This window comes from Pirellulales bacterium, from assembly GCA_036267355.1.
In the GTDB taxonomy this organism is placed as follows: Bacteria; Planctomycetota; Planctomycetia; order Pirellulales; family DATAWG01; genus DATAWG01.
On record DATAWG010000098.1, the window covers coordinates 1 to 25,887 of the forward strand.

Consider the following 25,887-nt stretch of genomic DNA (forward strand, 5'->3'; position numbering starts at 1 on the left):
TTGCGAGAAGGCTGGAAGCTTCGATCCCGACAAAGTCCGTGCGGCTGCTTTGGGTCTGGAGTTCGAGTCGCCGAGCGGTAAGCGCAAGGTCGCCGAAAATCAGCACACCTGGATGCCGTGCTTCGTCGGCGAAATTCAAAAAGATGGCCAGTTCAAGATCGTGTATAAACACGAAGGCTTGATCGCTCCGCAGGCGTATAGCAAATATTTGCATCCGGACGGAAAGATTCCGGCTCCGACCGGCGGACCGAAAAAGGAATAAATCGTTCGCTCGCTCCGGTGCGGAGCGCCGGCAAGCGAGCAACAATCGAAGGGCAGGCCGCTCAGGATGATCGGCCGAGATTGCGATCGGGAAGATCGCGGCGTTAACCGATGTGTGAATGATTATTCACGCGGATCGTTGTCCAACCGCCGGGCCGAACTCCGGCCCGGCGGTTGGACGGTTTCGTTTCGCAGAATCTGCTTCGTTTACCGGCTGCGTTGGCCTCGGCCGAACGTTGACTTCTGTTTTTCGAACCCCTCACGCCGCCCCCTTTCTCGCAGGGGGGAGCCGCTGAGAAGATATTTTTTGGCCGATCCTTGAAGGCCCCGGCGTCGTTCTGGAATTATCAGGCGGTGATTATGAAACTGATCTCGATCAACGTCGGGCAACCTCGTGTGGTCGACTGGAAGGGGAAGGAATACACGACCGGAATTTTTAAGTATCCGGTCGATGGGCCGATCGTATTGCGAAAACTTAACCTTGAGGGCGACAAGCAGGTCGATCTTTCGGTGCATGGCGGTCCCGACCGGCCCGTCTATGTTTATCCGGCCGAGCATTACGATTTTTGGAAAACGGCGCTGAACCAGCCCGTGCTGCTACCCTGGGGCAGTTTTGGCGAGAATTTCACGTCTTCGGGCATTTTGGAAGACGACATTCACATCGGCGATCATATCCGTTTTGGCTCCGTCGTGCTCATGCCCACGCAGCCGCGAATGCCGTGTGTGAAGCTCGGCATCCGCTTCAACGATGCCGCCATGGTGAAGCGGTTCATGGAAACCGAACGCTGCGGATTCTACATGGCCGTGGTGAAGGAAGGCGAAGTGACGGCCGGCGACAAGATCGAAATCGTCTCGCGGGCGGAGAATTCGATGTCGATCATCGAACTGCGGCGGATCTATATGGCCAAGGACGAGCCGGCCGCGATTCAGCGCGCCTTGAATCTGCCGGCTTTGTCGCAGGATTGGCGAGAGCAGTTTCTCAAACGATTAGCCGACTGCGAACCAGCCACGACCAGCACAACGTGACGTTGTTGCCAGAGAATAACGTCGGCACCTCGAGATTGGGTGCCGTGCCCACGGATCGTTTCCGCGAGCCGATCGCAGACGAAATCGGCGAAGGGCGAATCAAGCGGTGTGGCACTGGCAAGCGAAGTCTGCCCGTGCGAGAGCCGCGGAGCGACCATGATCTTGCGATGTGGCCGTTCGAGCCCCGCTAGACAAAGGGCAGGATGGTTGATGGCCACCTCGCCGGACACACTGGCAGACTTCGCTTGCCGGTGGCACACATGCTCGTCGCCCGCCGGTGGCACACATGCCCGGCCTGGGCATGTAAGGCTCGGCCGAAAAATAACTTCCGCTTTTTGAACCTTTCAGCCTACCCTCTCCCGCAAGGGGAGAGGGTCTGCGGAGAAGTTACTTTTCGGCCAAGCTTAAGCCGACAACCATGCCCAGGCAAAGCGGTGGGCATGGCAGCCATCTTCGAAACGCGAGCTTTACAGCGCCGGCGGCTTTACTGTGCCGGCGGCTTTACTGTGCGTATGTCTGGCTGGCCGAGGGCGGTGGTTGCCATACGCAGAGAAACGTCGCCGGTCTTGCCGGCCACGGCGCGAAAAAATTCGCGCGGCGTGCGGACGGACGTTGTCCCAACCGCACCGATGAACATGCCATACTGGAGCCCGGCTGCCGCGGCCGGACTTCCTTTCTCGACTTCGACCACCACGACTGCCGATCCCGGATCGGGAATCCCTAAATCGATTCGGCCAAGGTCGCGCGGCAACGCCGTTCCAAAATCAATTCTCATCCCGCGCCAACTCGGGCCCGGCTTTGTGACCACTTTCACGCCTCGAACCGGATATTTGGCGAGCACGACCGGTATTTTGGTGGTCTGCTCATCGCGCAGCACCATCAGCTCGACATGCGATTCGGCCGGCAAGCTTCCGACGTCGCGATACAGTTCGTCGGCGTCGAAGATCGCTCGGCCGTTCACTTGCGTTACGACATCGCCCAATTTGAGATTGGATTCCTCGGCCGGCGAGCCGGGTTCGACCTGCATGATGCGAGCGCCGTGAGCCCCTCCGAGAATCTCCGCCGGGTTGAGGTTGACCGGCTTGACGCCGAGATAGCCGTATTCCACTTCCCGGCCGTCCTTGAGCGTATCCACGGCGCGACGGAACGTGGCATCGACAGGAATGGCGTAGCCCGCCGCCTGTTCATATCCGGCGGTCGCGGCCAGCGCGGTCGTCAGGCCGATCATTTCTCCCTTGAGATTCACAAGCGCCCCGCCGCTCGTGCCGAAATTTAGTTTGGCATCGGTTTGGATAAGGGTTCCAAAGTGGTAAAGCTTGTCTTTCAGCGGGCGATTGCCGGAGTCAAATGCGGGGCCGGCCTTTCGCGCCAGGTTCGCGATAATGCCCCAACTGGCGCTGGCTTGGCCGTCGCGGGCGATGGCAAACGGATTGCCGAGGGCGACAACAATTTGCCCCTTTTTCAGCGTATCCGCATTGCCGAGCTTGATCGGAACCAAATCGTCCGCCTTGATTTCCAGCACTGCCAGATCGCTGCGCGGATCGGCAGCTTTGATTCGCGCCGGATAGACCTTCCGCTCATAAGTCGTCACATAATGCTGACTTTTCAGACCAAGCACGTGGTAACAGGTCAGAATCAGGCCGTGCCGATCGATGACCACTCCGGTCCCGTACTCGTCCGGAATGAAATCGGAATCGCCGGGCGAAGCCGTGGCGCGGGCGAGGCGGCCGGAGCTGCGAGAGATTTCGAGACTGTCGGCTCGCGGTGCTTCATCGCCGTCGACACGATAAATCGCCACCACCGATTTCTCGCCGCGAGCGATCGCGTCGACCAGCAAATCCTGCAATGCCAGCGCTGCACGGGCGCCGGACGGCTCCGTGGTGGTCGCACGATCGATCGACGGCTTGCCGGGCGGGCCTTGCGCCGCAAGCGGCGCCGCGGCCAGCAGGATCGCGGCAAGCGACATTGCCCCACCGATGGCGATCCCCGGAAAGCATGCGACGCAGTGTTTTCGCATCGGAAGCCTCAGGTGGCTAAGCTTAGTCGCGCCAAACTTTACTCGCTGCCGTTTTGGCTATCGCCGTCGGCAGCGGCAGTCGTGGCCAGGGTGGGCGATTCCATGATCTTGTTGCGCAATTCTTGCACCACTTCGGGATGTTCGCGCAGATAAGCCCGCACTTTTTCGCGCCCTTGGCCCAAATGCAGTTCGCCGTAGCGGAACCATGCCCCGGATCGGACGATCAGCCGGGCTGTCATTGCCAGGTCGAGCACATCGCCTTCGTAGCTGATGCCGCTGACGTGGAGCATGTCGAACTCGGCGATGCGAAACGGCGGCGCCACTTTGTTCTTCACCACCTTCGCCCGGACCCGCTGCCCAATGACATCTTCGCCGTCCTTCAGTTGCCCGATGCGGCGGACATCGATCCGGCAGGAGCTATAGAATTTTAGCGCTCGGCCGCCGGGCGTGGTTTCGGGGTTGCCGAACATCACGCCGATTTTTTCCCGGAGCTGATTGATGAAGATCACGCAGGTCTTGCTCTTGGAAATTGCGCCGGTGAGCTTGCGCAGGGCCTGGCTCATAAGCCGGGCTTGCAGGCCGACGTGCGAATCGCCCATTTCGCCTTCCAATTCGCGCTGCGGGACGAGGGCAGCGACGGAGTCGATCACGATGACATCGACCGCGTTCGAGCGAATCAGCATCTCCGTGATCTGCATCGCTTCTTCACCGCTGCCGGGCTGGCTGACCAGGAGCGTTTCCAGCTCGACACCCAGTTTTTTGGCCCAACTTGGATCGAGAGCGTGCTCGGCGTCGATGAAGGCGCCGATGCCGCCCGCGGCCTGGGCGCGGGCCACGATGTGCAAGGCGAGCGTCGTTTTGCCGCTCGATTCGGGGCCGAAGATTTCGATGATCCGTCCCTTCGGAACGCCGTTTCCGCCCAAGGCGATGTCGAGGGCCAAGCTGCCGGTGGGAATACCTTCGATCTGGCCGTGCCCGCTGGTGCCCAGCGGCATGATCGAGCCTTCGCCGTATTGCTTTTCGATCTGTGCCAACGTGTTCTTCAGCGCCGGATGGCTATCGAGCATTCCCTTGGCCGACACGGAAGAATTGGCCGACGATTCGGCTCGCGACGGCTTGCTCGACGGGGCTTCTTTCTTTGGCATGCGGTGATTCGATTTGGTGGCGGTGACCATGGGGCACGCTCCTTTGCCTTGCGCTGGCCGCGAGAACGGGGGCCTCGCGCCAGCGACGCGGGCTCCCGCTGGATATACTGAACTCTTGAACAGTATATCGGCCGGTTCTTGCCCGAGCAATAGAGGTGTGGAAATAATTTGCTGCGCGCGGTGGGTGTGGCCTGGTAGCTTGCTAAATTGTCGAAAACAGCACTCTCGGGATTGTACCAAATCGGCGGTGGTTAAAGAGGGGCCGGCAGAAAGCGAGCGGAATTTCGCCAAGAACCGGCACGACCGGCGAGCATTCTGCCCAGTTCGCGGTTGGCGACGTCCAAATGACAGATGAACTGCCCGGCGGTGCTAGCCCGGCAAATCGGCATTTTGCCTAGGTTGGTCGCAAAACAGCAGCCCGCAGTTGAAGCAAAGCGGAGATGGCCACGTCTGGCAGGATTTCCTCGCTGACGCTTCGGGCTTGTGTCAGGATTTCCTCGCTAGCGCTTCGGGCTTGTTCAGGATTTCCTCGCTGACGCTTCGGGCTTGTGTCAGGATTTCCTCGCTGACGCTTCGGGCTTGTGTGCGGATCGGTGAGTTCTGAGAGCAAGCTTTAGTACTTCGATTGATCGATGGGCTGGCCGTCGTGGCGATTGGCCAGCCGGTCGTGGGTCGTGAGATCGACCGTGAAGGCGATCGTGCGCACGGAGCCGTCGCACATGGCCATGCCGAAGCCGTTTGTATGGGCGCTGCCGAAGATGTTGTTGTTGCTGTAGCCGGGCGTGTCTTGCGAGGGAGCGAGGCCGGGGCCGCCCCAACGGCCGACATCGGCATTGAAGCCCATGTAGGCGTTTTCGTTGTCGCCGCCGTCTTGGCCGTTGGTGTAGTCGTCGGGCGGGAGGTATTTTTCGCCGATCAAGTAGGTGTTGCTCAATCCATCGGTGACGCTCTCCGGAGGGATTTGGCTTCCCGGATAGATAATGCCGGTGGATGCTTTGGCAATCGACTGCCAACTTTGCATGGCGCTAGAGCTGATTCCATCGGCATACTTGCCGGGGCCGGCATCGTCGTTGTAGTCGGCTGAACCTTGGTTGTCGTTCCATACCGCGCCCGGCTCCTCGGCGTTGTCGCCGGCGTTGCAACCGTAGTCGGTCTTGGCGACCGCGGAGGGCGGAGTGCTGCTGCCGAAGTTCGGGCTGCAAAAATTGTCGCCGGCCGTGAGCCACGTCGGATAGGTTTGCAATGCCCGCCGGCTGGGGCAATTCAGAACGGCCAGCGGCGTCGAGAGCATTTGTCCGGCCGCGGTGGCAAGCGCGGCACCGGTCTGGCCGCGTTGCAGGTCGTGCAAGTTCTGCTGGTCGATGAACGGCAGGACGTTAAAAATCCAACCGCCCGGCTGCGTTATGCCCGACCCATACTGCGGATCGCCGATCCAGCCCCATCCCCAACCGCCGCCGGGGAAATATCCGAACTGCACCGAGTGGGCGATGCAGCCTTCCGCCAATTGCTTGATGTTGTTCTTGCACGTCGTCTGGCGGCCTTGTTCGCGGGCGGAGTTCACCGCCGGCAGGAGCAGCGAGATCAAAATTCCGATGATCGTAATGACCACCAGAAGCTCGACCAACGTGAAACCGCGGCGCGACTGGCTCACGGGCCGCCGCGCCAGGCACCGTGCCGGTTGGCAATGCACAACCATGACCTCCCCGCAATGATGTTTTTCCCCTGCCGCGCTCTAATTAAAAGTGTAGCAATCTTCGACAACTTATACAAACAGCATAAAACCGTCTCGATAAATCGCGGTCGCTGCCGAGTTACCGCGTTCGCGCCGTGGCGACCATGCCGCCACTCCGCTATCTTCTTCGTTGTATTGCCAGCGCGGATCGGCAACAGTAGCTACAATATGGGGATGCCAGAGCCAATTTCCGCACCGCAATCCTTCCCGCTAGTGCCGGATAATTCGAAGCCGGAGGGCTCGAAGCCGGTTGCGTCGAAGCCGCGGCCATTTCGCAGGGCGGTGCTTCGCGGCGTAGCGCTCGTGCTGCCGCCAGTGTTGACGGTCGTCACGCTCCTTTGGGTCGCGAGCACCGTGCAGGTGTATGTCTTGCAGCCGGTTACGGTCGGGGCTCGGGAGGTGCTCATCTGGTGGATCAGCGACGTGCGGCTCGAGCCCGACGACGTCGCCGGCGGCAAGCCGATGATGACCATCCATGGCCGCACGTACGAGCGATTGGAAAGCGGGCAATATGTTCCGCAGCAGGTGGTGGCCGATATGGCGGTATTGCCGCCCAATGCACGTTCGGCCTACGAGCAATATGTCTCCCGGCATTATTTACGGCCGACGATCGTCGTGCCGCTGTTTTTGCTGGTTTTTCTGACGGTGTTGTATGTGCTTGGCAAGCTGTTCACGGCACGAATGGGGAGCATCATCGAGGCGCTCGTGCGGCGGTTGCCTCTGGTGCGCGGCGTATACGCTTCGGTGAAGCAGGTGACCGATTTGGCGCTAGTGGATAGCGGCGACGTGCATTATTTGCGCGTCGTGGCGATCGAATTTCCCCGGGCGGGGATTTGGACGGTCGGGTTGGTGACCAGCGAAGGAATGAGCGACATCGCCGGCGCGGCGGGGGAGCCATGTCTGACGGTGGCCGTGCCGGGGTCGCCGGTGCCCTTTACGGGCAACGTGGTGACGGTGCCGAAAAGCGCGGCCCACGATTTAAATATCTCGATCGACGAAGCGCTGCAATTCTTCATTTCCTGCGGAGTTGTCGTGCCGCTGCGCGAAAGGATTGGAAAGGACGCCGTGAGAACTTCGGTCGTAAAGCTGCCTGAGCCGATTGCCTCGAGAGGGGCGCGCGGCGAACGGATGGGGTCGAATTCGCCAAGTCCGCCATTCTCAGATGTACAACAACCTGGAGCCGAGGGACGATGAGTTTCGCTCCATCCATTCGCATCGGCACTCGGAGCAGCCCGTTGGCTCGCTGGCAGGCGCAATGGGTGTCGGATGCGCTTGTCGACGCCGGCCGTCGGACGGAATTGGTGCCGATCACCACGCGCGGCGACGTTCAGCAGCTCGCTCCGGTCGAACAGCTCGGCACGCGCGGCGTGTTCACGAAGGAATTGCAGCGGGCCTTGCTCGCCAACGAGATTGATGTCGCGGTGCACAGCCTCAAGGATTTGCCCACCGAGGCTGTGCCTGGGCTGATTCTCGCGGCGGTGCCTAAGCGCGAGACGCCACTGGATGTGGTGGTCAGCCGCGACGGTTCGACGTTAACGGAGCTCCCCGCCGGAGCGCGAATCGGCACGGGCAGCTTGCGTCGGCAGAGCCAACTGCTCCATCTTCGCCCCGATCTGAGTGTTTCGCAGGTCCGCGGCAACGTCGACACTCGTTTGCGAAAGCTCGACGAGGGACAATTCGACGCATTGATTTTGGCCGAGGCAGGATTGCGCCGGCTCGGGTTGGCTCACCGAGTGACGCAGGTGCTCGGGCCGGATCAAATGCTGCCTGCGGTCGGTCAAGGAGCACTTGGATTGGAAACTCGTGCCGCCGATCATGCCACCCGCGAGGCCGTTGCGGCGCTCGACCATCCGGCATCGCACCTCGCAGTGCTGGCGGAACGGTCGCTGCTGGATTCGCTCGAAGGCGGATGCTTGGCCCCGATTGGGGCCTTGGCCACGATTGATTCGACGGCCAGGATGCGATTGCAAGGAGTCGTGCTGAGCCGCGACGGCTTCGAGCGATTGCACGCGAGCGTCGAGGAAAATCTTCAAGCGGACGTTCGAGCTACAGCTGGCGCCGATCGGGCGATTGAAGTAGGCCGCCGCCTGGCCGCGAAATTGCTCGAGCAGGGCGCCGGCAGCTTGATTCTCGCAGCGCGTGATGAACGGCCCGCATAGCCGAATATCGAATCGCGGTGCGCAGGAAGGGACAGCGATTGTTTCGGTTCAAAAAACGCAATTCCCTGCGGAAATTTCGCCTTTGTTGCCGCAAATCCCTCCGCGGGACTACTCATTTCGATCGGCCTCACCTATCATGCTTTTGGGGCAAGCCGGATCGAAGCGAGCAGCAGGGTACAAAATCCACGAGGTTTCTGTGGTTTTTCGCTAGATCGGCAGTATTTTTCTTCTTTTTGAGTCCTGCCGCTTGCGTTCGATCTATTCTTTTGGTGGCAGTTTCTTATAAATTTTGCGGATTCCTTACTTCTCCAGGGATAATTCACCATGAGTATCAAAGTGTTGGTTGCCGACGACCACGAAGTGGTTCGGCAGGGATTGATCAGCTTGTTCAACGGCTCGGATATCAAGATCGTAGGCGAAGCGAAAGATGGCGAGGAAGCGGTTGCGCTGGCTCGCAAGGTTCGGCCGCAGGTGGTGCTGTTGGATATTCGCATGCCGCAAGCCGACGGTTTGGCAACGCTCGAAAAGCTGCGTGCCGAAATGCCGGAGACCAAGATCGTCGTGCTGTCGACCTACGATAATCCGACCTATGTGGCCCGGGCGGTTGCATTGGGCGCAAGCGACTACGTGCTGAAGGGTTCGAGCCGGCAGGAATTGATCTCGGCGGTCACGGCGGCTGCAAACGGCGAATCGCCGTCGAAAGTGGGCGAGCTACGGCGCGTCGCGGGCGCGATGGCAACTCGACAAAACGCCGCCGACGAAGATGTGCCGCTGACGAACCGGGAAACTCAAGTTCTCCGCCACATGGCATTGGGGCTGAGCAACAAAGAGATCGGACGCTCGCTGACGATCAGCATCGAAACGGTGAAGGAACACGTGCAAAACATTCTCCGCAAAATCGCCGTCAGCGATCGAACGCAAGCCGCCGTATGGGCCGTCCGCAAGGGCTTGGTGTAGAACCCGAGCTCGGGGCCCTGCTTTGCAGGCCCAGTGTGGCGCCCGCGCGGTCGTGTGCAAACGACAGACACTGTCTGCAAGCGCGGCGTGGCAGGTTGGCGTCGGAGTTCGCCTGCGGTTTTGCGCGTCGCGAAAAAACTCGCGATCACCGCGCTTCGGCCTGCGCCCGTGGATGGGCTTTTTCATACGCCGCGCGCAGATTCGCCGTGCTGACGTGCGTGTAAATCTGCGTCGTCACGAGACTCTTGTGCCCGAGCAGTTCCTGCACGCTGCGAATATCGGCGCCGCGGTCGAGCAAGTGGGTAGCGAAGCTGTGGCGTAGCGAGTGTGGCGACGTGCGGCGGTCCAAGCCGGTTTGGCGAAGGTATTTTTCCAGCATTCGGCCGACGCTGCGCGTGGTAAGCCGCTTTCCCGAGCGGTTGACGAACAGCGGCAGCCGCGGATTCTTGTCTCGCAGCAGCGCGGGGGCTAAGCGGCGCACGTCGAGCCATTGGTCGAGCGCCACGAACGCGAACGAGCCAAGCGGCGAGAGCCGTTCGCGCTTTCCCTTGCCGCGAACCCGGATCACGCAACCGGCCCGATCGACGTCGTCGTCGTCGAGCCCGACCACTTCGCTCACGCGCAAGCCGGCGGAATACATCGTTTCTAGAATGGCCCGGTCGCGGAGCCCCTGCGGCTCGTCGGCCGGGGGCGCTTCGAGCAGCCGGCCGAGATCTTCCGTCGAGAGAAAGTGGGGCAGCGTGCGCGGCTGCCGCGGATTGCGGAGCGGCTTGGCGGGGTTCGTTGCCGCCCAACCGTCGCGCTGTCCAAAACGAAAGAAACTTCGCAGCGACGCCAATCGCCGCGCGATCGTCGTCTTTGCATAGCCCGCCTCGTGCAGCGTGGCCACGAAGCCGCGGAGATCGAGGGTCGTCAGTTGCGCCGCCGACGGGCAATCGCCCTGCGATTCGGTGAAGAACTCGACGAGGTGTTCGAGATCTTCGCGGTAGCTTTTGATCGTGTATTGCGACGCGTTTCGCTCGACCGCCATGAATTTCAGAAACCGAGCGATCGCGGCCTGCAGGCCGTTGTCGTCGGCGTTGTCGGCGACGGCAGCGGCATCGTCCGTCAACGTAGCAGGCACACTCCGTGTGCCGTCCGCGATTGTGTCCGGTGTGTCCGACAAATCCAATCGCTCACTGCTAGATTTGGCGAAGCCCCCTCACCCTCACCCTCACCCTCGCCCTCACCCTCGCCCTCCTTCTACCCCGTCTCTTCCGAGTCGGAGGGCATTGCCAAATTGAATCGCGGTTTCGGGCCCGGGGCGGCGGCAGCATCTTTCATCGGCGTGCCGTGCCGCACTTTTTGGCTGAGCACGGCGGCATCGTACCAAGTGAAGCTCAGCTCGGGATTCGAGGCATAGCGGCCCAACACGCGAAGTGTTTCGGCGCGGCTCGCGTCGTCGAACAGGAACACATACCGTTCGGTGCCTTTTACCAATGCCAATACGTTGATGTCACCGGACACGATCGGTAAGCTCCTTCCACGGGCGCGCGGCGCCCGAAACTATTGCCGGCGGACGGTCCATGTCCGGCGCCACGAGGCGGGCACTTCCTCACGGTATGTATCGGTCGTCCGACCACCGCAGCAGTACCCGCGTTTGGCCGGCGCCGCCGCGGGCGGTGAGCATCTCGGCGATGTGTTTGTGACAGCAGAAGCGAATAAAGTCGTCGCTCCGCTGTAGATAGGAGGCCCAGCCGCCAAATCTTGCGTCGTCGCGGAAGGTGACGTAACTGCGCAGCGCGGCAGTGAACTCCGGGTCGTTGGCGTGATACGTTCGCGTATGGCGCAAAACCGGTTCGTCGGTCGGATGGCATTCCGGCTTGCCGCACGACGGCGGCGGCGGAATCAAACCGCTCGGATCGGGCCAATCCGGCGGCATTCCCGGCCGCGCGTTCGGCCCAAATGCGACCATCGCAGCGGGCGTTGCCGCCGTTGCTGTCGTCGAGGCAAGTTTCACCGGCGCAAGCGTCGAACCGTTGGGCGAGACCGCACTCGATCCGGCCAGAATCGTGCGGCCCGAGCTTGAACCGCCAGCGCCGGTGGTCGCGATTTTGCGGCCCGGCGAAGGAGTAACGCTTGAACCGACGGAGCCCGTCGCGGCGCCGTCTTTGGCTGCACCGCCGGCGGCTTGAAAACTCGGCGATTGACCGTTTGCCAATCGCACGGCATCGTCGGCGGGCGATTGCCGGCGCGCGGGCAGCGCGGCCGGCGGTTCCCTTTCGTACGGCGGCGTCTGCGTTTTCAATTGTGCGCGGGCGAGCGCGAATTCCGTTTCCAGCACCAGCGGCTGCGGAATATCTTCTTCCGCGGGCGTGCCCCACGGCAGGCCATAGCCGGGCGGAATCGGATGGAAGCAGGGATTGGCCGCATACCATTCCACCTGCAGTCCGCAACGCGGCGGATAATAAGGATCGAAATCGGTAATCGCTCCAACCACCACGGCATCGACGCCAAGAAGCTGCGCAAGCCGCCGGCAATCCGACGCGGAATTCAGCGTCAGATGGTTGTCGCGCATCGCTGTTTCTACAACGCCGATCGGCACCACTTCGAAACCTGGAATCAACTGCAATTCCGAAAAGTAGGCTAGCCCGAATTCACGGCCGTCCACCGAGGGATCGGTGCTCAGATTGATAAACGGAGCGATCGCCACCTTGGTCAGTTGCGGAAACGGATTGTGGATCGTCGGCTGCTTGGAAACCTCGGGCAGCAGCCCACAGCCCGCAAGCAGGATGACGACGCCGATAAAAATGGCCAGTCGCATCATGCGAGGGGCTAGGGGTTCGAGATAAGGGACGAGGCGAGCCGCGATTGGCGCGACATCGTGCGGCGTCCGCTTTATCGGCAAACTCCGCCTCATCGCTAAAGTCAATCTCACGGGCTCGTCGCGCACCGGTCCGCTCGATGGCCGACGGCGCTAGCACGGACGTTGCGATCGTAATTCGCGCCAGCACGTTAAGAAGATTGGCACTTGGAAGGCGAATAGTGCTTTGGCAAGATGCAGTTGGGGCCGAGAATTAAAGAGCGCGGCGGTGCTGCCACCGCCGATGAGCGCCGCCCTCGACCCGGCGTGGCGGGCGGGGGATGCCGGCAAAAGGGAATTCGCTGCGGCTACCGGTTGGCCACCGGCGCAATAGGCGGCGCAACCGCCTTACGCGAGCTGAGCAGCGCTTCCACCCGAACAGTGCTTGCACGGTTGGGCTTCGTCGCGGAGAATACCCCCTACGACGGGCGACGATGCAAATGATCTGGTGACCGCGGGAGGCGGCGATGTGGGTGCGCAAACGTGTTGATATCGGCTGGTCGGATCTGGGCGCTGCGCTCGCGCATTGCCTGCTGCCAGACCGCCGCGCTGCGCAAGCTGCCGAGCTCGAACGGCTATGGTCCGCCCATGGCGACGCCGTGGCCTGCTTGTCGGTCCGCAGCGGGTTCGATCTCTGGCTTTCGGCAATGGATTTCCCGGCCGGGAGCGAAGTGCTCGTCTCGGCAATCACGATCCCCGACATGCTGAGGATCATCGAGGATCACGGTCTCGTGCCGGTGCCCGTGGATATCGACCCCGATAATTTGGCGATCGATCCGGCGAGCCTCGAGCAGGGACTTTCGCCGAAGACCCGGGCGATTTTAGTGGCGCATCTGTTTGGCACGCGTCAGTCATTGGAGGGCATTGCCGCCTTCGCTCGGCAGCACCGGTTGCTGTTGGTCGAAGATTGTGCGCAGGCGTTCGTGGGCACAAGTTTCACCGGCGATACCGAAGCGGATGTGTCGATGTTTAGTTTCGGCCCGATCAAGACAGCCACGGCGCTCGGCGGCGGATTGTTGCGCGTGCCGGACCACAACGTGCGCGATGCGATGCGGCGGATCATCGCCGAGCAGCCGTTGCACAGCCGCTGGACCTATGCACGGCGCGTGTTGAAATACGCGGGCATCAAGTTTCTTACGGGTCGATTGGCCTACGCGGCGGTGTTTCATAGTTGGCAGGCGCTCGGCCGCGATCCCGATCAGCTTGTCAACGGCGCCGTACGCGGTTTTGCCGGTCCGGGCTTTTTCGAGCGTATCCGCCGTCAGCCGGCCGCAGCGCTTTTGGCGTTGATGCGGCGGCGAATCCGTCGATTCACAACGGAGCAGATCACGCGTCGCGGGGCGAACGGACAGTTTCTGCTCGATCAATTGCAATCCGCATTGGTAAGCCCGGGCTGGGCGTCGGCCGAGCATTCATTCTGGGTATTTCCTGTTCTGACCGACGAATCGGCGCGGCTGATCGCGGCGCTACGGCAAGCGGGATTCGACGGTTCGTCGGCCCATAGTATGTGCGTCGTGCAGCCGCGGGCCGATCGACCACAGCAGCGAGCCGTCATGGCCGAGAGGATTCTGCCTCGAATCGTCTATCTCCCGTATTGCTTGGCATTGCCGGCGTCGGAAATGGAGCGCATGGCGGCGGTCGTGCGCGGCGTTAGCGCGCCGACGGAAGATCGCGCGCCGGCGCCGGCGGTCGCCGCTCCGCAACTCAGCTCGAGCGGGCAGTAACGGCGAAGCGCCGTCGCCGGCGTGCGAAACCGCACGCGACCGCCACGCCGCTGCTTGAGGCCGGGGGATGCTTGCGGTTTCGCGAGGCGGCTCAAACGAATTCGCGCATCCCGCGCACGCCTAGCGGCTCGCGGCCGGCGAACGGCTCGCCGTAGCTGCGGCCGATCGACCAACCCCAATAGGCCGCTTGATCGCGCATACGGTCCAAGAATGTCGGCGACGTTTGCGGCCGGCCGGCGACGAATTGGCTCTGGTAGCATGCGATGGCTTGCAGCTTGCGGTCCCAGTGTGGCGAAATATCCAGCACGACCGCCGGGGTGGCCAGGAGCCGCAAGTGAACGCAATAGTAGTAAAAAATTCGCTCCGGATGGTGCGGCTCACCGCGCAAATCGCTTTTGGTGAGCTTCGACCAGAATCGGGCCGCCTCGACCAGCTCGGTGGCGGCCACGTGGTCGGGATGCGCGTCGACCCAATACGGGGCGAAGAGCCATCGCGGTCGCTCTCGGCGAAACACCTCCGCCAGCCGATGCCGCGCTTCGAGCGTCGCCTCGAGCTTCCGGTTCGGCAAACCAAGATTTTCGCGCCAATCGAGGCCCATCACCGCGCTCGCGGCGGCGGTTTCCCGGGCACGGATTTCCGGCGATCCATGCGGCGTGGGCTCGCCGTCCGTCAGGTCGAGGATCCCGACCCGAAGGCCCTCGGCCTTGAATTGCATGATCGCCCCAGCGGCGCCGAGTTCCGCATCGTCGGGGTGCGGAGCCACGACAAGCACGTCGAGCATGGGAGCCTCCGTCGGAATGCCAGACCAAGCTAAACCACTCTTTTGGGTGGACGGTATTGCGCACGGCGCAAGATTGTTGGCATAATAATGCCGGAAGGGCCAACGGGTCGCAATGGCTGCGATGCCTGACGATCGTGGCTCGGTTCCCCCCTGCGTCGTTCGTTTGCAACTTAGTCGCCGAGCGTAAAGAAGCCCAAAGGAGAGCCTTGACATGATGGTGCAGCATCCGACCCCTCGATTGTGGATTTTTCTTGCGGCCACCGCGATGCTTTTGCCCGCTGCGCGTCTGCTTGCCGACGATTCGGCATCGAGCGGTTCAAACGCTACGAACGGCAGCGGGACCGATTTCTTCGCCGCGATTCAGAGCGGCGATCTGACGGCAACCATCATTCCGCACGATTCGCGTCGCGCCCAAGTGATCCTGAAGAACAACACGGATCAGCCGCTGACGGTGAAACTGCCCGACGCATTCGTGGCAATGCCCGTGGTGGCTCAAGCCGCGGGTTTGGGCGGCAACAACGCCGGCGGCAACAATCGAAATACGACGACGAACAATAACAACAAGAATCAAACCGTGGGAGGCGGCATGGGCGGGATGGGCGGCGGCGCCGGCGGGGGGATGTTTAGCATCCCGCCCGAACGAGTCGTGAAGCTGCAGCTTCCGGTCGTTTGCTTGGAATATGGCAAAGCCGAGCCGAGCGCGCATGTCCCTTATACGATAGTTCCGGCCGAAAAATATACCTCGGATCCGGAACTACAGGAAGTTTGCCGCCAGCTTGGCGACAGCCGGTTGGATCAACGGGCGGCGCAGGCCGCCGCATGGCACGTGGCCAATCACATGAGCTGGGACGATTTGGCCAGCCTGAAAACGTTCCCGCACTTCCCGCAATACTCGCGTCCCTATTTCAGCGGCGACGAGATTCATCAAGCCATGGCGATCGTCGATCAAGCCATCAAAGCGGCCGACGCTCGGAAGACGAGCGGCTCGGCCGCGTCCGCGGCAACGCCATCGGCGAATACGAACCCGTAGCGCCGGGTATTGTAGCAGGCATTCTCCGAATGCCGTCGGCGCAACGAGACGCGATCCATGCCGGAAGCAGTTTGCACGCCGATTCGCCGCGGCTATACGGCACAAGTGGCAGACGGCACACGGAGTGTGCCTGCTACGTAGCAGGCATTCTCCGAATGCCGTCGGCGTAAGGAGACGCGATCCATGCCGGAACGAGTTTGCAAGCCGATTCGCCGCCGCTATACGGCACAAGTGGCCGACGGCACACGGAGTGTGCCTGCTACTTTAGTCGCGGCCGCCGGTCGCTCTTGGAAGCGTCAGGCAATTCGCTTGCGAGTCCCTTGTCTCGCACCCTGCCGATCAAGCGGCGGCCATGGTTGGGCGAGCGCTGCGCAATTCGCCTAGCAAGCGGCGAATTTCTCCCTCATAGAGCCGCCGTTCGCTTTCTTGTCGCTCGTTGATTTCTTCGAGCTCCGCCTGTCGCCGGGCGATTTCCAATTCCTGCGTCACGAGCCGACTTGCCTGGCCTTCGATCTCGTTGCGCCGATCGGTCACCCATCGCTCCAAAGCTTGCTTCTGATTTTGCAGCTTGTCGTGCTGTGCTTCCAGACGGACGGCCAATGCTTCGAGCTGCTTTTGTTGGTCTGCCAACTCGGCGCGCTCGAGTTGATATTGCTCGGCCAATTTGCCGCGAATCCTGGCGAGCGACTGCGTGAGCACCGGTGGCGGTACGCTTCCGGCCAACTGGGCCCAAATCTCGTCGGTCGCCAAACGCAATTCGAGCGTTTCCCGCTGTGCTCGCAACACTTCGGCCCGAAGTTGATCGACGGCCGCGCTTCGCCGTTCGAGATGGCCGCTGCGATCGGCAATCGCCCGCAGTTTCTTGTCCAGATCGGCTTCGCAACGGCGGCGGTCGTCGCCGAGCCTGCGGCGTTCGATATCGCATTGCTCCTGCCACGTTTGCCGGTCGGCGGTAAGCTGTTGCCGGCCGCGATCCAAGGCAGATTGGCCGTCGGACAATAGCGCCTCGGCCTCTTCCAAATTTTTTTGCCGTGCTTGTAAGCGTGCGATCGCCGTGCGGAATTCGCTTGCAAGGTGTTCGAGATCGGAAGGTTCGTACGATCCGTTGTTGCTTGCCTCGCTGGATGGCGGCTCGCCGGACAAAAGCTGGCGCAGCGAATCGAGCGTTGATTGCAGCTCGCGATGAACCCGCTGAACCTCGGCAAACTCTCGTTCCGGAGCCTGTTCTACGGTGGCGCGTCGCTCCGCGCCTTGTTCGGCCGACGATTGAACGACCAATGCTTGTCGCTCCAGTTCCAGTTCGCGATGTTTTAGGACGAGCGCATCGGCCTGCTCTTGCCATTTCTGTTTTGCTTCGTTGCACTCGGCCTCGAATCGGGCTTGAGCATCGATCCATTCGGCGCGATCCTTGGACCAGGCGACCGCTTGCAAATCGAAATCGGCTTCGCGCCGGGCAAGTTCGGCTTCGCGATGGGAAAGACTTTTCACGATGGCCGCCCGCTGCGATTCGAGTTCCTCCTCGCGCCGCGCAATTTCCGCCTCGCGCTCCGTCAAGCGCTCGAGCTGCGCTGCCTCTTCCCGCTGTCGGCGTTGTTCGAATTCAGCTTCGCGGTCGGCCAACTCTTGCTGGCGCTCGCGGAACCACAACCGGCTCGTGCGGAGTTCGTTTTCCTGCTGGGCCAATTGCGAGTTGAATTGGGCTTCGCGGCGATCGAGTTCGTATTGCTGCGCCCGCAGATGGCCCGCCAACTGCTCGAACTGCAATTGCATTTGCTGAAGCTTGTCGATGGAGATCGACTCAAGCTGCGCGGGAGAGGCCGCTTGCGATTCGACATCGGCTCCCGCTTGGGAACCGGCTAGTTCCGAGACTGAATCGAGTGCCGGACTATCGGCAGCGGGCGGCGCCTGCGGCGAATCGAGTGGTGGTTCGCCGCTCGGTTCCGCGCTCGGCGCAGCGGCCGTGTCATCGGTGGTCGAAGCGGCTGGCGGCGGGGCGTCGCCGAGCGCGTGAGCGGCGTCGATGCGCACCCGGACTTTGTTTCCGGTTTCGAGCGAATCGCGTGGGGCGGATTGCCTTCTGGCCCGCTTCGTACGAGGAGCTTTTCGATCACTGCTAGCGGCTTGTCGTGTTTCCGTCTGTTCGTCAGCCCCACCCGATGCTGGCAGATCGCCGCGGGAATCGGACATCATCGTCGGTCCTCAAACGCATCAACCCCCCGTCAAAGTTTAGCCAGCTTCCATAATCGGCAAACTGGCGACGGCAGTTGATTCGAATTGAGAACCGAGTACCAAGAGGAGCGCGACAGATGAGCGTCCCTGGTGGACTGGAGAGGTGGCGGCGAGAGGGCAAGCCGCCGCGCTGTGGCAAGTCGGATGCGATTGGCCGCCGGCTCCGATTCACCCCCCTTGGCTGAATCCGGGCGCTCGGGTTCAGCTCTTTGCCGAATCGATGGCTTGTTGGAGCCGGTTTTTCGGTTGCACTCCCACGAAGCGATCGACCACCTCGCCCCCTTTGAAGATCATCAGCGTCGGAATACTGCTGACGCCGTAGTTCTGGGCGGCTTGAGGATTGTCGTCGATATTGATTTTTCCGACCTTGAACGAACCGCGATTTTCGCCGGCAAGCTCTTCGACCATGGGGGCGATCATCCGGCACGGGCCGCACCACGGAGCCCAAAAATCGACCAATACCGGCTGCTCCGATTGAAGAACCTCGCCTTGAAAATTGGCATCGGTCAGTTCAGATACGTTGTTCGCCATGACGTCGTTCTCCCAATCTTGTTACTGGCCCCGATGTTCGTTTCGCTTCTAACCGTGATGGAGGGTTTTTCGGCGCCAAAATGCCGAACGCGCTTCCTGACACAGTTTGCGATCCAAGCTAAAATCCAAGCGTCGTGGAAATTATAAAGGCCACCTATCCGCTGTCAACGCGATGCCAGCACGGGCCGTGGTACGTTGTCAAGTAGGTCAGGCTTTCCAGCCTGACGATCCTCGGTCTCCGTCAGCCTAGAAAGGCTGACCTATGGCAACCATACCACTTTCCCAGCAGGCGCCTGTTTCCCATGAACGCCTCCACAGCCGAACCATTCCGTTGTTTTATCGTCCGGCAGCAGTCGGATGGATTATTCGGTTCGGCAATTGAGAGTCGCGGGCTCGGCGACCTCCCGGATGGCGATGTGTTGATCCGGGTCGTGTTTTCATCGTTGAACTACAAAGACGCCCTTTCGGCCAGCGGACACCCCGGCGTGAGCAGAAATTTTCCGCATGTGCCGGGAATCGATGCCGCCGGCACGGTGGTCGAAAGCCGCTCTGAAAAATTCGAGCCCGGCCAGCCTGTGATCGTCACCGGTTTTGCCTTCGGCGCAAGCCGCTGGGGCGGATATGCCGAATATGCGCGGGTGCCGGCCGAATGGGTCGTGCCGCTGCCCGCCGGGCTTTCGCTCAAGGAGAGTATGATTTACGGCACGGCCGGCTTCACGGCCGGCATGTCGCTGGAGGTGATTGCGCACCACAAGATCACGCCCTCGGCCGGGCCGGTGCTCGTGACTGGAGCTAGCGGCGGCGTCGGTTCGATCGCGGTCGCGCTGCTGGCGAAAGCCGGATTCGAAGTGTACGCCGTTACGGGCAAGGCGTCGGCTCACGAATTTCTGCGCCGCCTGGGAGCCGCCGGATTTCTTTCGCGCGATGAAGCCGACGATCGGACCGACAATCCGCTGCTCAAGGCCCGCTGGGCCGCCGTCGTGGACACCGTCGGCGGCAATATCTTGAACACGGTCCTGCGCTCGACACGCCCATTCGGCTGCGTCACCGCCTGCGGGCTGACCGCCGGCGTCGACGTGCCGATGACCGTCTATCCGTTCATCCTGCGCGGCATCACGCTCGCCGGGATCGAGTCGGGCTTTTATCCTCTACCGCGGCGGGAAGCGCTCTGGCAAAAACTGGCCGGACCGTGGAAACTGCCCGACTTGGAATCGCTGGCCACGACGGTGCCGCTCGACGGCTTGCAAGAGCGAATGCAGGCGATTCTCGCCGGACAAATCACCGGCCGGATAGTCGTGCAGCCATAAGGTGGTTCTATAAGACGTTTTTGCAGAATGCATGGTCGAGCTCGAATAAACTCTTTCGCGCTAGTTGCGGCGCAGACTTCTTGCGTGCTTCTCCTGTCTAGGCTCAGCTAGGACCGTTCATGCTGCTTGCTGTTGGCGATATTCACGGATGCTTTGCGGCATTGGAGACATTGGCTGCCGCGGTGCCGTTTAGCGATGACGATCTGTTGGTGACGGTGGGCGACTATATCGACCGCGGGCCCGATTCGCGCTCCGTCGTCGATTGGCTGATCGACCGCTGGCGGGGCGAACGGCTGATTCCGCTGCGCGGGAACCATGAATTGGTTCTCGAACGCGCTCGGGGATCGAAAGAATTGGAAACGTCGTGGCTGACATTCGGCGGCGATGCGACTTTGGCTTCGTATGCCGCACGAGGAACCACCGGACGCATGGACGACATTCCGGCCGAGCACTGGGATTTTTTTGAGCACGCCTGCCGCGATTACTACGAAATCGACACGCATTTCTTCGTCCATGCCAACGCCGATCCGCAATTGCCGCTCGACAAGCAATCGGAGCAGATGCTGTTCTGGGAAAAGTTCAATAACCCGCCGCCGCACGTCTCGGGCAAGATCATGGTGTGCGGCCATACGGCGCAAAAAAGCGGGATGCCGAACAACATCGGCCATGCCGTGTGCATCGACACCTGGGTCTACGGCGACGGCTGGCTCACGTGCCTCGAACCGGCCACTGGGCGGTTCTGGCAAGCGAATCAACGGCGCCAATGGCGGCCGGGACGGCTTGGGGAGGGGGCCGGGGAAGCCCAGCGAAGGCCCGGCTAGACCAGCGCGTTGGCGGACGGAAGCGGCGGCCTTCCCTGGGCTTCGCTGGGTTGCGGCGGCTGAAAGCAAGTAAACGGAATTACGTCGCGCCGTTGCTGCCGGGCAATGTGCCGCCGTGTTGATAGAAATGGCCTTCGCGGAAAGCTTGGGCCATCGCCAGCGGGACGCCCGCTTCGGCGGCGAACACGCTCGAGCGATTTTCTGCCGTCAGAGCTTTCATCTCCTGCTCGCGGGCAATGGCGATCGCCCGCCGCTCTTCGGCCTTGGCCCGGGCCACGCGCGTGTCGGCCTCGGCCTGATCGGCTTGCAGCCGGGCACCGATATTCTCGCCGACTTCGATGTCGGCGATGTCGATCGACACGATTTCGAATGCCGTGTGGGCATCGAGGCCCCGCTTCAACACCGCTTTGGAAATCGAGTCGGGATTCTCCATCACTTGCAAATGGCTGTCGGCCGAGCCGATCGAAGTGATGATTCCTTCGCCGACCCGGGCGATAATCGTTTCTTCGGTCGCCCCGCCGATCAGTTGTTGTAGATTGGTGCGCACCGTGACACGGGCCCGCACTTTCAGTTCGACGCCGTTTTTCGCGATCGCGCTGAGCGTGGTCTTGCGGCTCGTGGCCGGGTCGGGGCAATCGATCACTTTCGGGTTGACGCTCGTTTGCACGGCGTCGAGCACATCGCGGCCGGCCAGATCGATGGCCGCGGCACGATCGAAATCCAAATCGATATCGGCCCGATGCGCGGCGATGATGGCCCGAATTACTTTCGGCAAATCGCCGCCGGCCAAATAATGGGCTTCGAGCCGGCGGCTGCTGATCTGGTTGCCCGGATCGGTGGAGATGCCGGCCTGCAAGGCCATGATCTTGGCTTGCACGATGACGCGCGCGTCGACCTTGCGCAGGCTCATGCCGATCAGATTCCAGATCGTCACCCGCGCGTTCGACATATAGGCCTGGAACCACAGCTTGCCGTAGTTCATCACCACGAGAAACACGACGAACACCAACACGACGGCGATAAAGCCGACGATCAGCATCCAGGGAGGGGCATTGATCTGCTGGGCCAACAGAATCGGCAGCGAGGGGGCCATGCGGGTTCTCTACCAAGTGAATTCGTGCGAAATGTGAACCCATAGCATACCCGCGCGCAAGGACAAGCGAAAGTTGGAAGGTGCTGGTGCGCGGTGATGGAGCACGCCATCCCGTGTTCAAGCCGAACCAGTTCTTTCGGCCGCCCGGCACGCTAAGGCGTGGACTCCAACAGTTGGAGTTCACGCTTTTGCGTGCTGCGTTACGCTGACAATGATTCCGAGCCGGACGGCCCGTCAGCATCACGAAGGAAGGCCGTACTACCGACCGTAAGACGGCGGGCATAAGGCGCCTCGCGGGAAGTTCCGAAAGCGGAACTGCTGGAAACCGCGGTCGCAAGTGGTTAGAGTGATTGGAAGCCGGGGCTGATTATCGCTCGCCCCCCTCCCACCCTCCCCTCCGTCCCATCTACACGCCTTTGGAGATTTTTCTGATGGAAAACAGTTCCGCAGATCGCGTGGCCGCATCGGCCGGCGGCGCGTCGCGCCGCGATTTCTTGAAAACTTCGTCGGTATTGGCCGCCGGTGGCGCCCTGGCCGGCTCGCTCAACATCGCCCGATCGGCTCATGCCGGCAGCGATGAGACGATCAAAATCGCGCTGATTGGCTGCGGCGGCCGCGGCACCGAAGCCTGCTCGCAAGCCCTCAGCACCACGGCCGGTCCGATCAAGCTCGTGGCCATGGCCGACGCGTTCGAAGATCGTCTCGAAGGAAGCCACAAGCATTTGTCGAGCGTTCACAAGGATCGCGTCGACGTGCCGAAGGACCGCCGCTTTGTTGGATTCGATGCGTATCAAAAGGCGATCGACTCGGGCATCGACATGCTCGTGATCGCCACGCCCCCCGGCTTCCGCCCGATCCATTTCGAAGCGGCCGTGAAGGCGAATAAGAATGTGTTCATGGAAAAGCCGGTTTCGACCGATGCCCACGGAATTCGCCGTGTCTTGGCGGCTGCTCAAGAAGCGAAGAAAAAGGGCCTCAAGGTCGCCGTCGGGCTGCAGCGGCACCACGATGCCAAATACATCGAAACCGTCAAACGGCTCCAGGACGGCGCCATCGGCGACATCACCGCCATGCGCATCTACTGGAACAACGACGGTGTTTGGGTGAAGAAGCGCGAGCCGCAGCAAACGGAAATGGAATACCAGATGCGCAACTGGTACTACTTCGTGTGGCTGTGCGGCGATCACATCGTCGAGCAACACATCCATAATTTGGACGTCGCCCATTGGGTCAAGGGCGCGCTGCCGGTGAAGGCAACCGGCATGGGCGGCCGACAGGTGCGCACCGGAAAGGAATACGGCGAGATCTTCGACCATCACTACGTCGAATTCGAATATGCCGACGGCTCGCGCGTGTTCAGCCAATGCCGGCATCAGCCGGGCTGCTGGTCGATCGTCGACGAATTTGCGCACGGCACGAAGGGAACTTCCCACGTCGGCGGCGGCTCGATCGACATTGCCGGCGGCGAAAAATGGCACTACGGCAAGAAGGTCAAGAATGCCTATCAAGTCGAGCACGACGACCTGCAGGCCGCGATCCGCGAGAATCGCGACTACAATGAAGCCGAGAACGGCGCGAACAGCACGATGATGGCCATCATGGGCCGGATGTGCACGTATTCGGGCGTGCCGCTGACCTGGGAGCAGGCGATCAATTCGGAGATCAGCGTGATGCCGAAGGAATTCACCTTCCAATCGACGCCGCCCACGCTCCCCGATGCTGACGGATTCTATCCCATTGCAGTGCCAGGCAAGACACGCGTCGTCTGATGCGGCATGTACGCCAAACAGGTTTATTCGTGAAGGCCGGCCGGAGGAATCCGGCCGGCCTTTTTGAATGGTCGCTCGATGCCGTTTGTTTGCATTGGCTCAGGCCAAGTTGATCGCGACTTCGATATTCCCTCGCGTGGCTTTCGAATATGGACATGTCTTGTCCGCGGCGTCGAGCAGCGACTGCGCGACCGCGCGATCCAAACCGGGCAAGCTAACATTGAGTCGAGCTCGGAGGAAGAATTCACTGCCGGTTGTGACCAGGTCGATTTCGGCATCGATGGCCCGGTCGGCTGGCAAAGGCACTTTCCTTTGAGCGGCCACATGTGCCAACGCACTGATGAAACAGGCCGACCATCCGGCGGCGAATAATTGCTCCGGATTGGTGCCGTTGCCTGGTCCGCCCGGCGTGGAAAGCTTGATGTCCAGGCGGCCGTCGGAACTGCGCGCCGCGCCGTCTCGTCCACCGGTCGTGTGCACTTTTGCGGTGAACATCACCTTCTCGGATTGCGTCGCGGCAGGTTTCGTTTCGAGTTGGGTCATCATGAGCTCCTTGGGATGAATTGCCGGTTCGACGTTAAGGATGGTCCGTTCAACACGCTTACATTTTACGCGTGGCGGCGAGACATGCGAGGGGATAAAGTCGGCGCGATGGCTGTCTCCGGCCTAGGCTCGGTCGAAAAATACCTTCCGCTCTTCGAACCCCTCACGCTGCCCTCTTCCACAAGGGGAGAGGGGGCTTGTGGAGAAGTTATTTTTCGGCCGAGCCCTATCGGCCGGCGAGAGCGGGATGTTGCCGGAAATTTTGGGCTGCCAAGCGCCCTGCGCTGCTTGACTCGCCTCGCGGAGGGGCTAAGAATGGCCTAGTGAGCCGAGCCGCATCGGGCTTTTTTCGTGGTGCCCCACGTGACCGACGCGGGCGGCAGCTTTTTGGCGAGCTTCGGCATGAGTGGGTTGCCCCGCCTCGCAATTGGCTCCGTCTCTCCGGAGACCGATTATCGGCCAGCGGTTTGGGCCGTCTTCGATTCGCTGGATCGACAGGGAGTGCGAATTCAAAGCTTCTTGCCGCGCGCCTGTTTGGCCGAGATCGATGCCGCTAGCGTGGTCACAGGCATCGCGCCGCGGCATCTCGATAGCTGGCTGATGACGCGCGATTTCTGCCGCCACACGTTCCTTCGTGTCGCCCGGCAAAGCGATTTGGCCATCGTCGAAGGCGATCTTTCGGTTGCCTCGGCGGATCCTCCGGGCGGAACTCTGGGAACACTTTGCGATTGGCTGGCGCTGCCGCGCCTGGGCGTTTGGAACGTCCGCGGCCTGGCCGACCATCATTTATCGACCCGCCGTCCGCTGGCCGATGCATTGCTGATCGACGGCGTCGCGAGCAAAGGGGAATTTTATCGGCTGCAAACGATGATCGAATCGCTTTGGCGGCTGCCGGTGATCGGAGCGCTGCCGGCGGCGCCCGAGCTTCGGCAAGCGATTCGCCAGATTTCTCCGGGCGAACGGCCTTCGCGCGAATTGTGCGAATCTCTGGGCGATGCTCTGTTGGAATACACGCGTCCCTCGGCCTTGCTGGATTTGGCGCAACAACGAAATTTTCTGAGCATCGACCACGGCGACGGATTTATCCCGCTGCCCGGTCCACTGCCTGCCGGAGAGCGCGTCGAGGCCTCGGAAAGACTGCGGAAATTGGTTCGCCGCGGGCCGGCGGCGGCCGGTGAACCGCGCTTGACCGTTGCGGTGGCCTACGACGAAGTGTTTCGCGGCTATTTTCCCGACACGCTCGACGCCTTGGAACAGCTCGGGGCGACGGTTCGGGATTTTTCGCCATTGCACGACGAGGCGTTGCCGTCCGATTGCGACATCGTTTATATCGGCTGCGGCAAGCCTCAGTTGCGGATCGATGAATTGGCCGAAAACCATTGCTTGCATGCAGCGCTTCGCGACCACGTTTGCTCCGGCCGGCGGATTTACGCCGAAGGGGGTGGCATGGCATTTTTGTGCCAACACCTGGTGCTCCCCGACGGTCGTCGGGCCGCGATGGCCGGCGTGTTGCCCGCGGCCGCCCATTTAAGTGCCGAACGCCGTCCGCCGCGGCCGATCGAATTGTCACTGAGCGGCAGCCGGTGGCTCGGCCAGAAAGGACAGCGGCTCCGCGGTTATTTGAACGAGAATTGGCGCATCGAGCCCACGGGCTCGTTGACCAGTTGCGCGGTTGAGCCGGAGCACCAGTGCGATTTGGTCGAGCGGCATCAGGCGATCGGCAGTCGTGTTCATTTCGACCTTGCCGCGCAGCCGGCGCTGCTGGAAAGCTTCTTGCAGCCCTGTCCCGCCGCCCTCGTTTGGGCCGCCGCCCGCTAACCGCGCTTCCCCCACGCGCTTCCCCCAAGCGGTTCCCCCAAGCCCAGGGAAGGCCGCCACGCCGTCCTCAATCTCTACCCGCTCCCCCGGCCTTCCCTGGGC

General features: G+C 61.6%; 22 protein-coding genes. 11 read left to right on the forward strand and 11 right to left on the reverse strand.

The window, feature by feature from the left end; genetic code table 11:
• Together VHX65_14905 and VHX65_14910 are read left to right on the forward strand one after the other, a co-directional pair.
• Window positions 1-262, forward strand: a 262-nt coding sequence (locus VHX65_14905) for a transporter substrate-binding protein (protein HEX3999837.1), incomplete at its 5' end; no start/stop codon positions are given.
• A 359-nt stretch (window positions 263-621) separates the two neighbouring features.
• Window positions 622-1,287: an MOSC domain-containing protein gene (locus VHX65_14910; protein ID HEX3999838.1), complete on the forward strand. Its 666-nt coding sequence runs from the start codon at window positions 622-624 to the stop codon at window positions 1,285-1,287.
• 484 nt (window positions 1,288-1,771) lie between these two features.
• On the opposite strand, the gene VHX65_14915 is transcribed toward VHX65_14910, so the two are convergent.
• The 3 genes from VHX65_14915 to VHX65_14925 form a co-directional block, all read right to left on the reverse strand.
• The gene (locus VHX65_14915; GenBank protein ID HEX3999839.1) at window positions 1,772-3,304 is read right to left on the reverse strand and encodes a trypsin-like peptidase domain-containing protein; all 1,533 of its coding nucleotides are present in this window, start codon (window positions 3,302-3,304) and stop codon (window positions 1,772-1,774) included.
• A gap of 38 nt (window positions 3,305-3,342) precedes the next feature.
• Entirely contained in the window at window positions 3,343-4,371 is a 1,029-nt protein-coding gene (recA, locus tag VHX65_14920; GenBank protein HEX3999840.1) for a recombinase RecA, read from the reverse strand.
• Window positions 4,372-5,062: 691 nt separating this feature from the next.
• Window positions 5,063-6,100 (reverse strand): DUF1559 domain-containing protein, encoded by a 1,038-nt coding sequence (locus VHX65_14925; GenBank protein ID HEX3999841.1) that lies wholly within the window; start codon window positions 6,098-6,100, stop codon window positions 5,063-5,065.
• Between the two features lie 294 nt (window positions 6,101-6,394).
• Between VHX65_14925 and VHX65_14930 the strand changes: the two genes are divergently transcribed.
• The 3 genes from VHX65_14930 (at window position 6,395) to VHX65_14940 (ending at window position 9,297) form a co-directional block, all read left to right on the forward strand.
• Entirely contained in the window at window positions 6,395-7,375 is a 981-nt protein-coding gene (locus VHX65_14930; GenBank protein ID HEX3999842.1) for a DUF502 domain-containing protein, read from the forward strand.
• Complete coding sequence (gene hemC, locus VHX65_14935; protein ID HEX3999843.1) at window positions 7,372-8,340, forward strand: hydroxymethylbilane synthase; 969 nt, start codon at window positions 7,372-7,374, stop codon at window positions 8,338-8,340. The genes VHX65_14930 and hemC overlap by 4 nt, the downstream gene beginning before the upstream one ends.
• 324 nt (window positions 8,341-8,664) lie before the next feature.
• Window positions 8,665-9,297, forward strand: a complete 633-nt coding sequence (locus VHX65_14940; GenBank protein ID HEX3999844.1) for a response regulator transcription factor — start codon at window positions 8,665-8,667, stop codon at window positions 9,295-9,297.
• Between the two features lie 145 nt (window positions 9,298-9,442).
• On the opposite strand, the gene xerC is transcribed toward VHX65_14940, so the two are convergent.
• From xerC to VHX65_14955, 3 genes are all read right to left on the reverse strand, one after another.
• A complete protein-coding gene (xerC, locus tag VHX65_14945; protein HEX3999845.1) occupies window positions 9,443-10,420 on the reverse strand; it encodes a tyrosine recombinase XerC in 978 nt (325 codons plus the stop codon).
• A 119-nt stretch (window positions 10,421-10,539) separates the two neighbouring features.
• Window positions 10,540-10,803: a hypothetical protein gene (locus VHX65_14950; GenBank protein ID HEX3999846.1), complete on the reverse strand. Its 264-nt coding sequence runs from the start codon at window positions 10,801-10,803 to the stop codon at window positions 10,540-10,542.
• 88 nt (window positions 10,804-10,891) lie between these two features.
• A complete protein-coding gene (locus VHX65_14955; GenBank protein HEX3999847.1) occupies window positions 10,892-12,100 on the reverse strand; it encodes a hypothetical protein in 1,209 nt (402 codons plus the stop codon).
• 512 nt (window positions 12,101-12,612) lie between these two features.
• Between VHX65_14955 and VHX65_14960 the strand changes: the two genes are divergently transcribed.
• Window positions 12,613-13,863 (forward strand): DegT/DnrJ/EryC1/StrS family aminotransferase, encoded by a 1,251-nt coding sequence (locus VHX65_14960; protein ID HEX3999848.1) that lies wholly within the window; start codon window positions 12,613-12,615, stop codon window positions 13,861-13,863.
• Between the two features lie 91 nt (window positions 13,864-13,954).
• On the opposite strand, the gene bshB1 is transcribed toward VHX65_14960, so the two are convergent.
• On the reverse strand, window positions 13,955-14,644 hold the full coding sequence (gene bshB1 / locus VHX65_14965; protein HEX3999849.1) for a bacillithiol biosynthesis deacetylase BshB1: 690 nt from the start codon (window positions 14,642-14,644) through the stop codon (window positions 13,955-13,957).
• 211 nt (window positions 14,645-14,855) lie between these two features.
• Between bshB1 and VHX65_14970 the strand changes: the two genes are divergently transcribed.
• Window positions 14,856-15,674, forward strand: a complete 819-nt coding sequence (locus VHX65_14970) for a hypothetical protein (GenBank protein ID HEX3999850.1) — start codon at window positions 14,856-14,858, stop codon at window positions 15,672-15,674.
• Between the two features lie 339 nt (window positions 15,675-16,013).
• On the opposite strand, the gene VHX65_14975 is transcribed toward VHX65_14970, so the two are convergent.
• The gene (locus tag VHX65_14975; protein HEX3999851.1) at window positions 16,014-17,702 is read right to left on the reverse strand and encodes a hypothetical protein; all 1,689 of its coding nucleotides are present in this window, start codon (window positions 17,700-17,702) and stop codon (window positions 16,014-16,016) included.
• Window positions 17,703-18,104: 402 nt separating this feature from the next.
• Window positions 18,105-18,434 (reverse strand): thioredoxin, encoded by a 330-nt coding sequence (trxA, locus tag VHX65_14980; protein HEX3999852.1) that lies wholly within the window; start codon window positions 18,432-18,434, stop codon window positions 18,105-18,107.
• Between the two features lie 302 nt (window positions 18,435-18,736).
• On the opposite strand from trxA, the gene VHX65_14985 reads away from it, so the two are divergent.
• Entirely contained in the window at window positions 18,737-19,741 is a 1,005-nt protein-coding gene (locus VHX65_14985; protein ID HEX3999853.1) for an oxidoreductase, read from the forward strand.
• 119 nt (window positions 19,742-19,860) lie between these two features.
• The gene (locus VHX65_14990) at window positions 19,861-20,562 is read left to right on the forward strand and encodes a metallophosphoesterase (protein HEX3999854.1); all 702 of its coding nucleotides are present in this window, start codon (window positions 19,861-19,863) and stop codon (window positions 20,560-20,562) included.
• 79 nt (window positions 20,563-20,641) lie between these two features.
• Here the strand turns inward: VHX65_14990 and floA are convergent, their stop codons facing one another.
• On the reverse strand, window positions 20,642-21,655 hold the full coding sequence (gene floA, locus VHX65_14995) for a flotillin-like protein FloA (protein HEX3999855.1): 1,014 nt from the start codon (window positions 21,653-21,655) through the stop codon (window positions 20,642-20,644).
• A 431-nt stretch (window positions 21,656-22,086) separates the two neighbouring features.
• Here floA and VHX65_15000 point away from each other — a divergent pair, with 431 nt between their 5' ends.
• The gene (locus VHX65_15000; protein ID HEX3999856.1) at window positions 22,087-23,424 is read left to right on the forward strand and encodes a Gfo/Idh/MocA family oxidoreductase; all 1,338 of its coding nucleotides are present in this window, start codon (window positions 22,087-22,089) and stop codon (window positions 23,422-23,424) included.
• 99 nt (window positions 23,425-23,523) lie between these two features.
• Here the strand turns inward: VHX65_15000 and VHX65_15005 are convergent, their stop codons facing one another.
• On the reverse strand, window positions 23,524-23,967 hold the full coding sequence (locus tag VHX65_15005; GenBank protein HEX3999857.1) for an organic hydroperoxide resistance protein: 444 nt from the start codon (window positions 23,965-23,967) through the stop codon (window positions 23,524-23,526).
• Between the two features lie 363 nt (window positions 23,968-24,330).
• Between VHX65_15005 and VHX65_15010 the strand changes: the two genes are divergently transcribed.
• Window positions 24,331-25,785, forward strand: coding sequence for a hypothetical protein (locus VHX65_15010; protein ID HEX3999858.1), 1,455 nt, complete (start codon window positions 24,331-24,333; stop codon window positions 25,783-25,785).
• The last annotated feature ends 102 nt before the right edge of the window (window positions 25,786-25,887 follow it).

Bases quoted from the DNA above. Each gene is read 5' to 3' on its own strand.
- VHX65_15005 (HEX3999857.1), bottom strand. From the start codon at position 23,967: ATGACCCAACTCGAAACGAAACCTGCCGCGACGCAATCCGAGAAGGTG.
- recA (HEX3999840.1), bottom strand. From the start codon at position 4,371: ATGCTCGATAGCCATCCGGCGCTGAAGAACACGTTGGCACAGATCGAA.
- VHX65_14910 (HEX3999838.1), top strand. From the start codon at position 622: ATGAAACTGATCTCGATCAACGTCGGGCAACCTCGTGTGGTCGACTGG.
- trxA (HEX3999852.1), bottom strand. From the start codon at position 18,434: ATGGCGAACAACGTATCTGAACTGACCGATGCCAATTTTCAAGGCGAG.
- bshB1 (HEX3999849.1), bottom strand. From the start codon at position 14,644: ATGCTCGACGTGCTTGTCGTGGCTCCGCACCCCGACGATGCGGAACTC.
- VHX65_14990 (HEX3999854.1), top strand. From the start codon at position 19,861: ATGCTGCTTGCTGTTGGCGATATTCACGGATGCTTTGCGGCATTGGAG.
- VHX65_14985 (HEX3999853.1), top strand. From the start codon at position 18,737: ATGAACGCCTCCACAGCCGAACCATTCCGTTGTTTTATCGTCCGGCAG.
- VHX65_14955 (HEX3999847.1), bottom strand. From the start codon at position 12,100: ATGCGACTGGCCATTTTTATCGGCGTCGTCATCCTGCTTGCGGGCTGT.
- VHX65_14915 (HEX3999839.1), bottom strand. From the start codon at position 3,304: ATGCGAAAACACTGCGTCGCATGCTTTCCGGGGATCGCCATCGGTGGG.
- VHX65_14970 (HEX3999850.1), top strand. From the start codon at position 14,856: ATGATGGTGCAGCATCCGACCCCTCGATTGTGGATTTTTCTTGCGGCC.
- VHX65_14940 (HEX3999844.1), top strand. From the start codon at position 8,665: ATGAGTATCAAAGTGTTGGTTGCCGACGACCACGAAGTGGTTCGGCAG.
- VHX65_15000 (HEX3999856.1), top strand. From the start codon at position 22,087: ATGGAAAACAGTTCCGCAGATCGCGTGGCCGCATCGGCCGGCGGCGCG.
- floA (HEX3999855.1), bottom strand. From the start codon at position 21,655: ATGGCCCCCTCGCTGCCGATTCTGTTGGCCCAGCAGATCAATGCCCCT.
- hemC (HEX3999843.1), top strand. From the start codon at position 7,372: ATGAGTTTCGCTCCATCCATTCGCATCGGCACTCGGAGCAGCCCGTTG.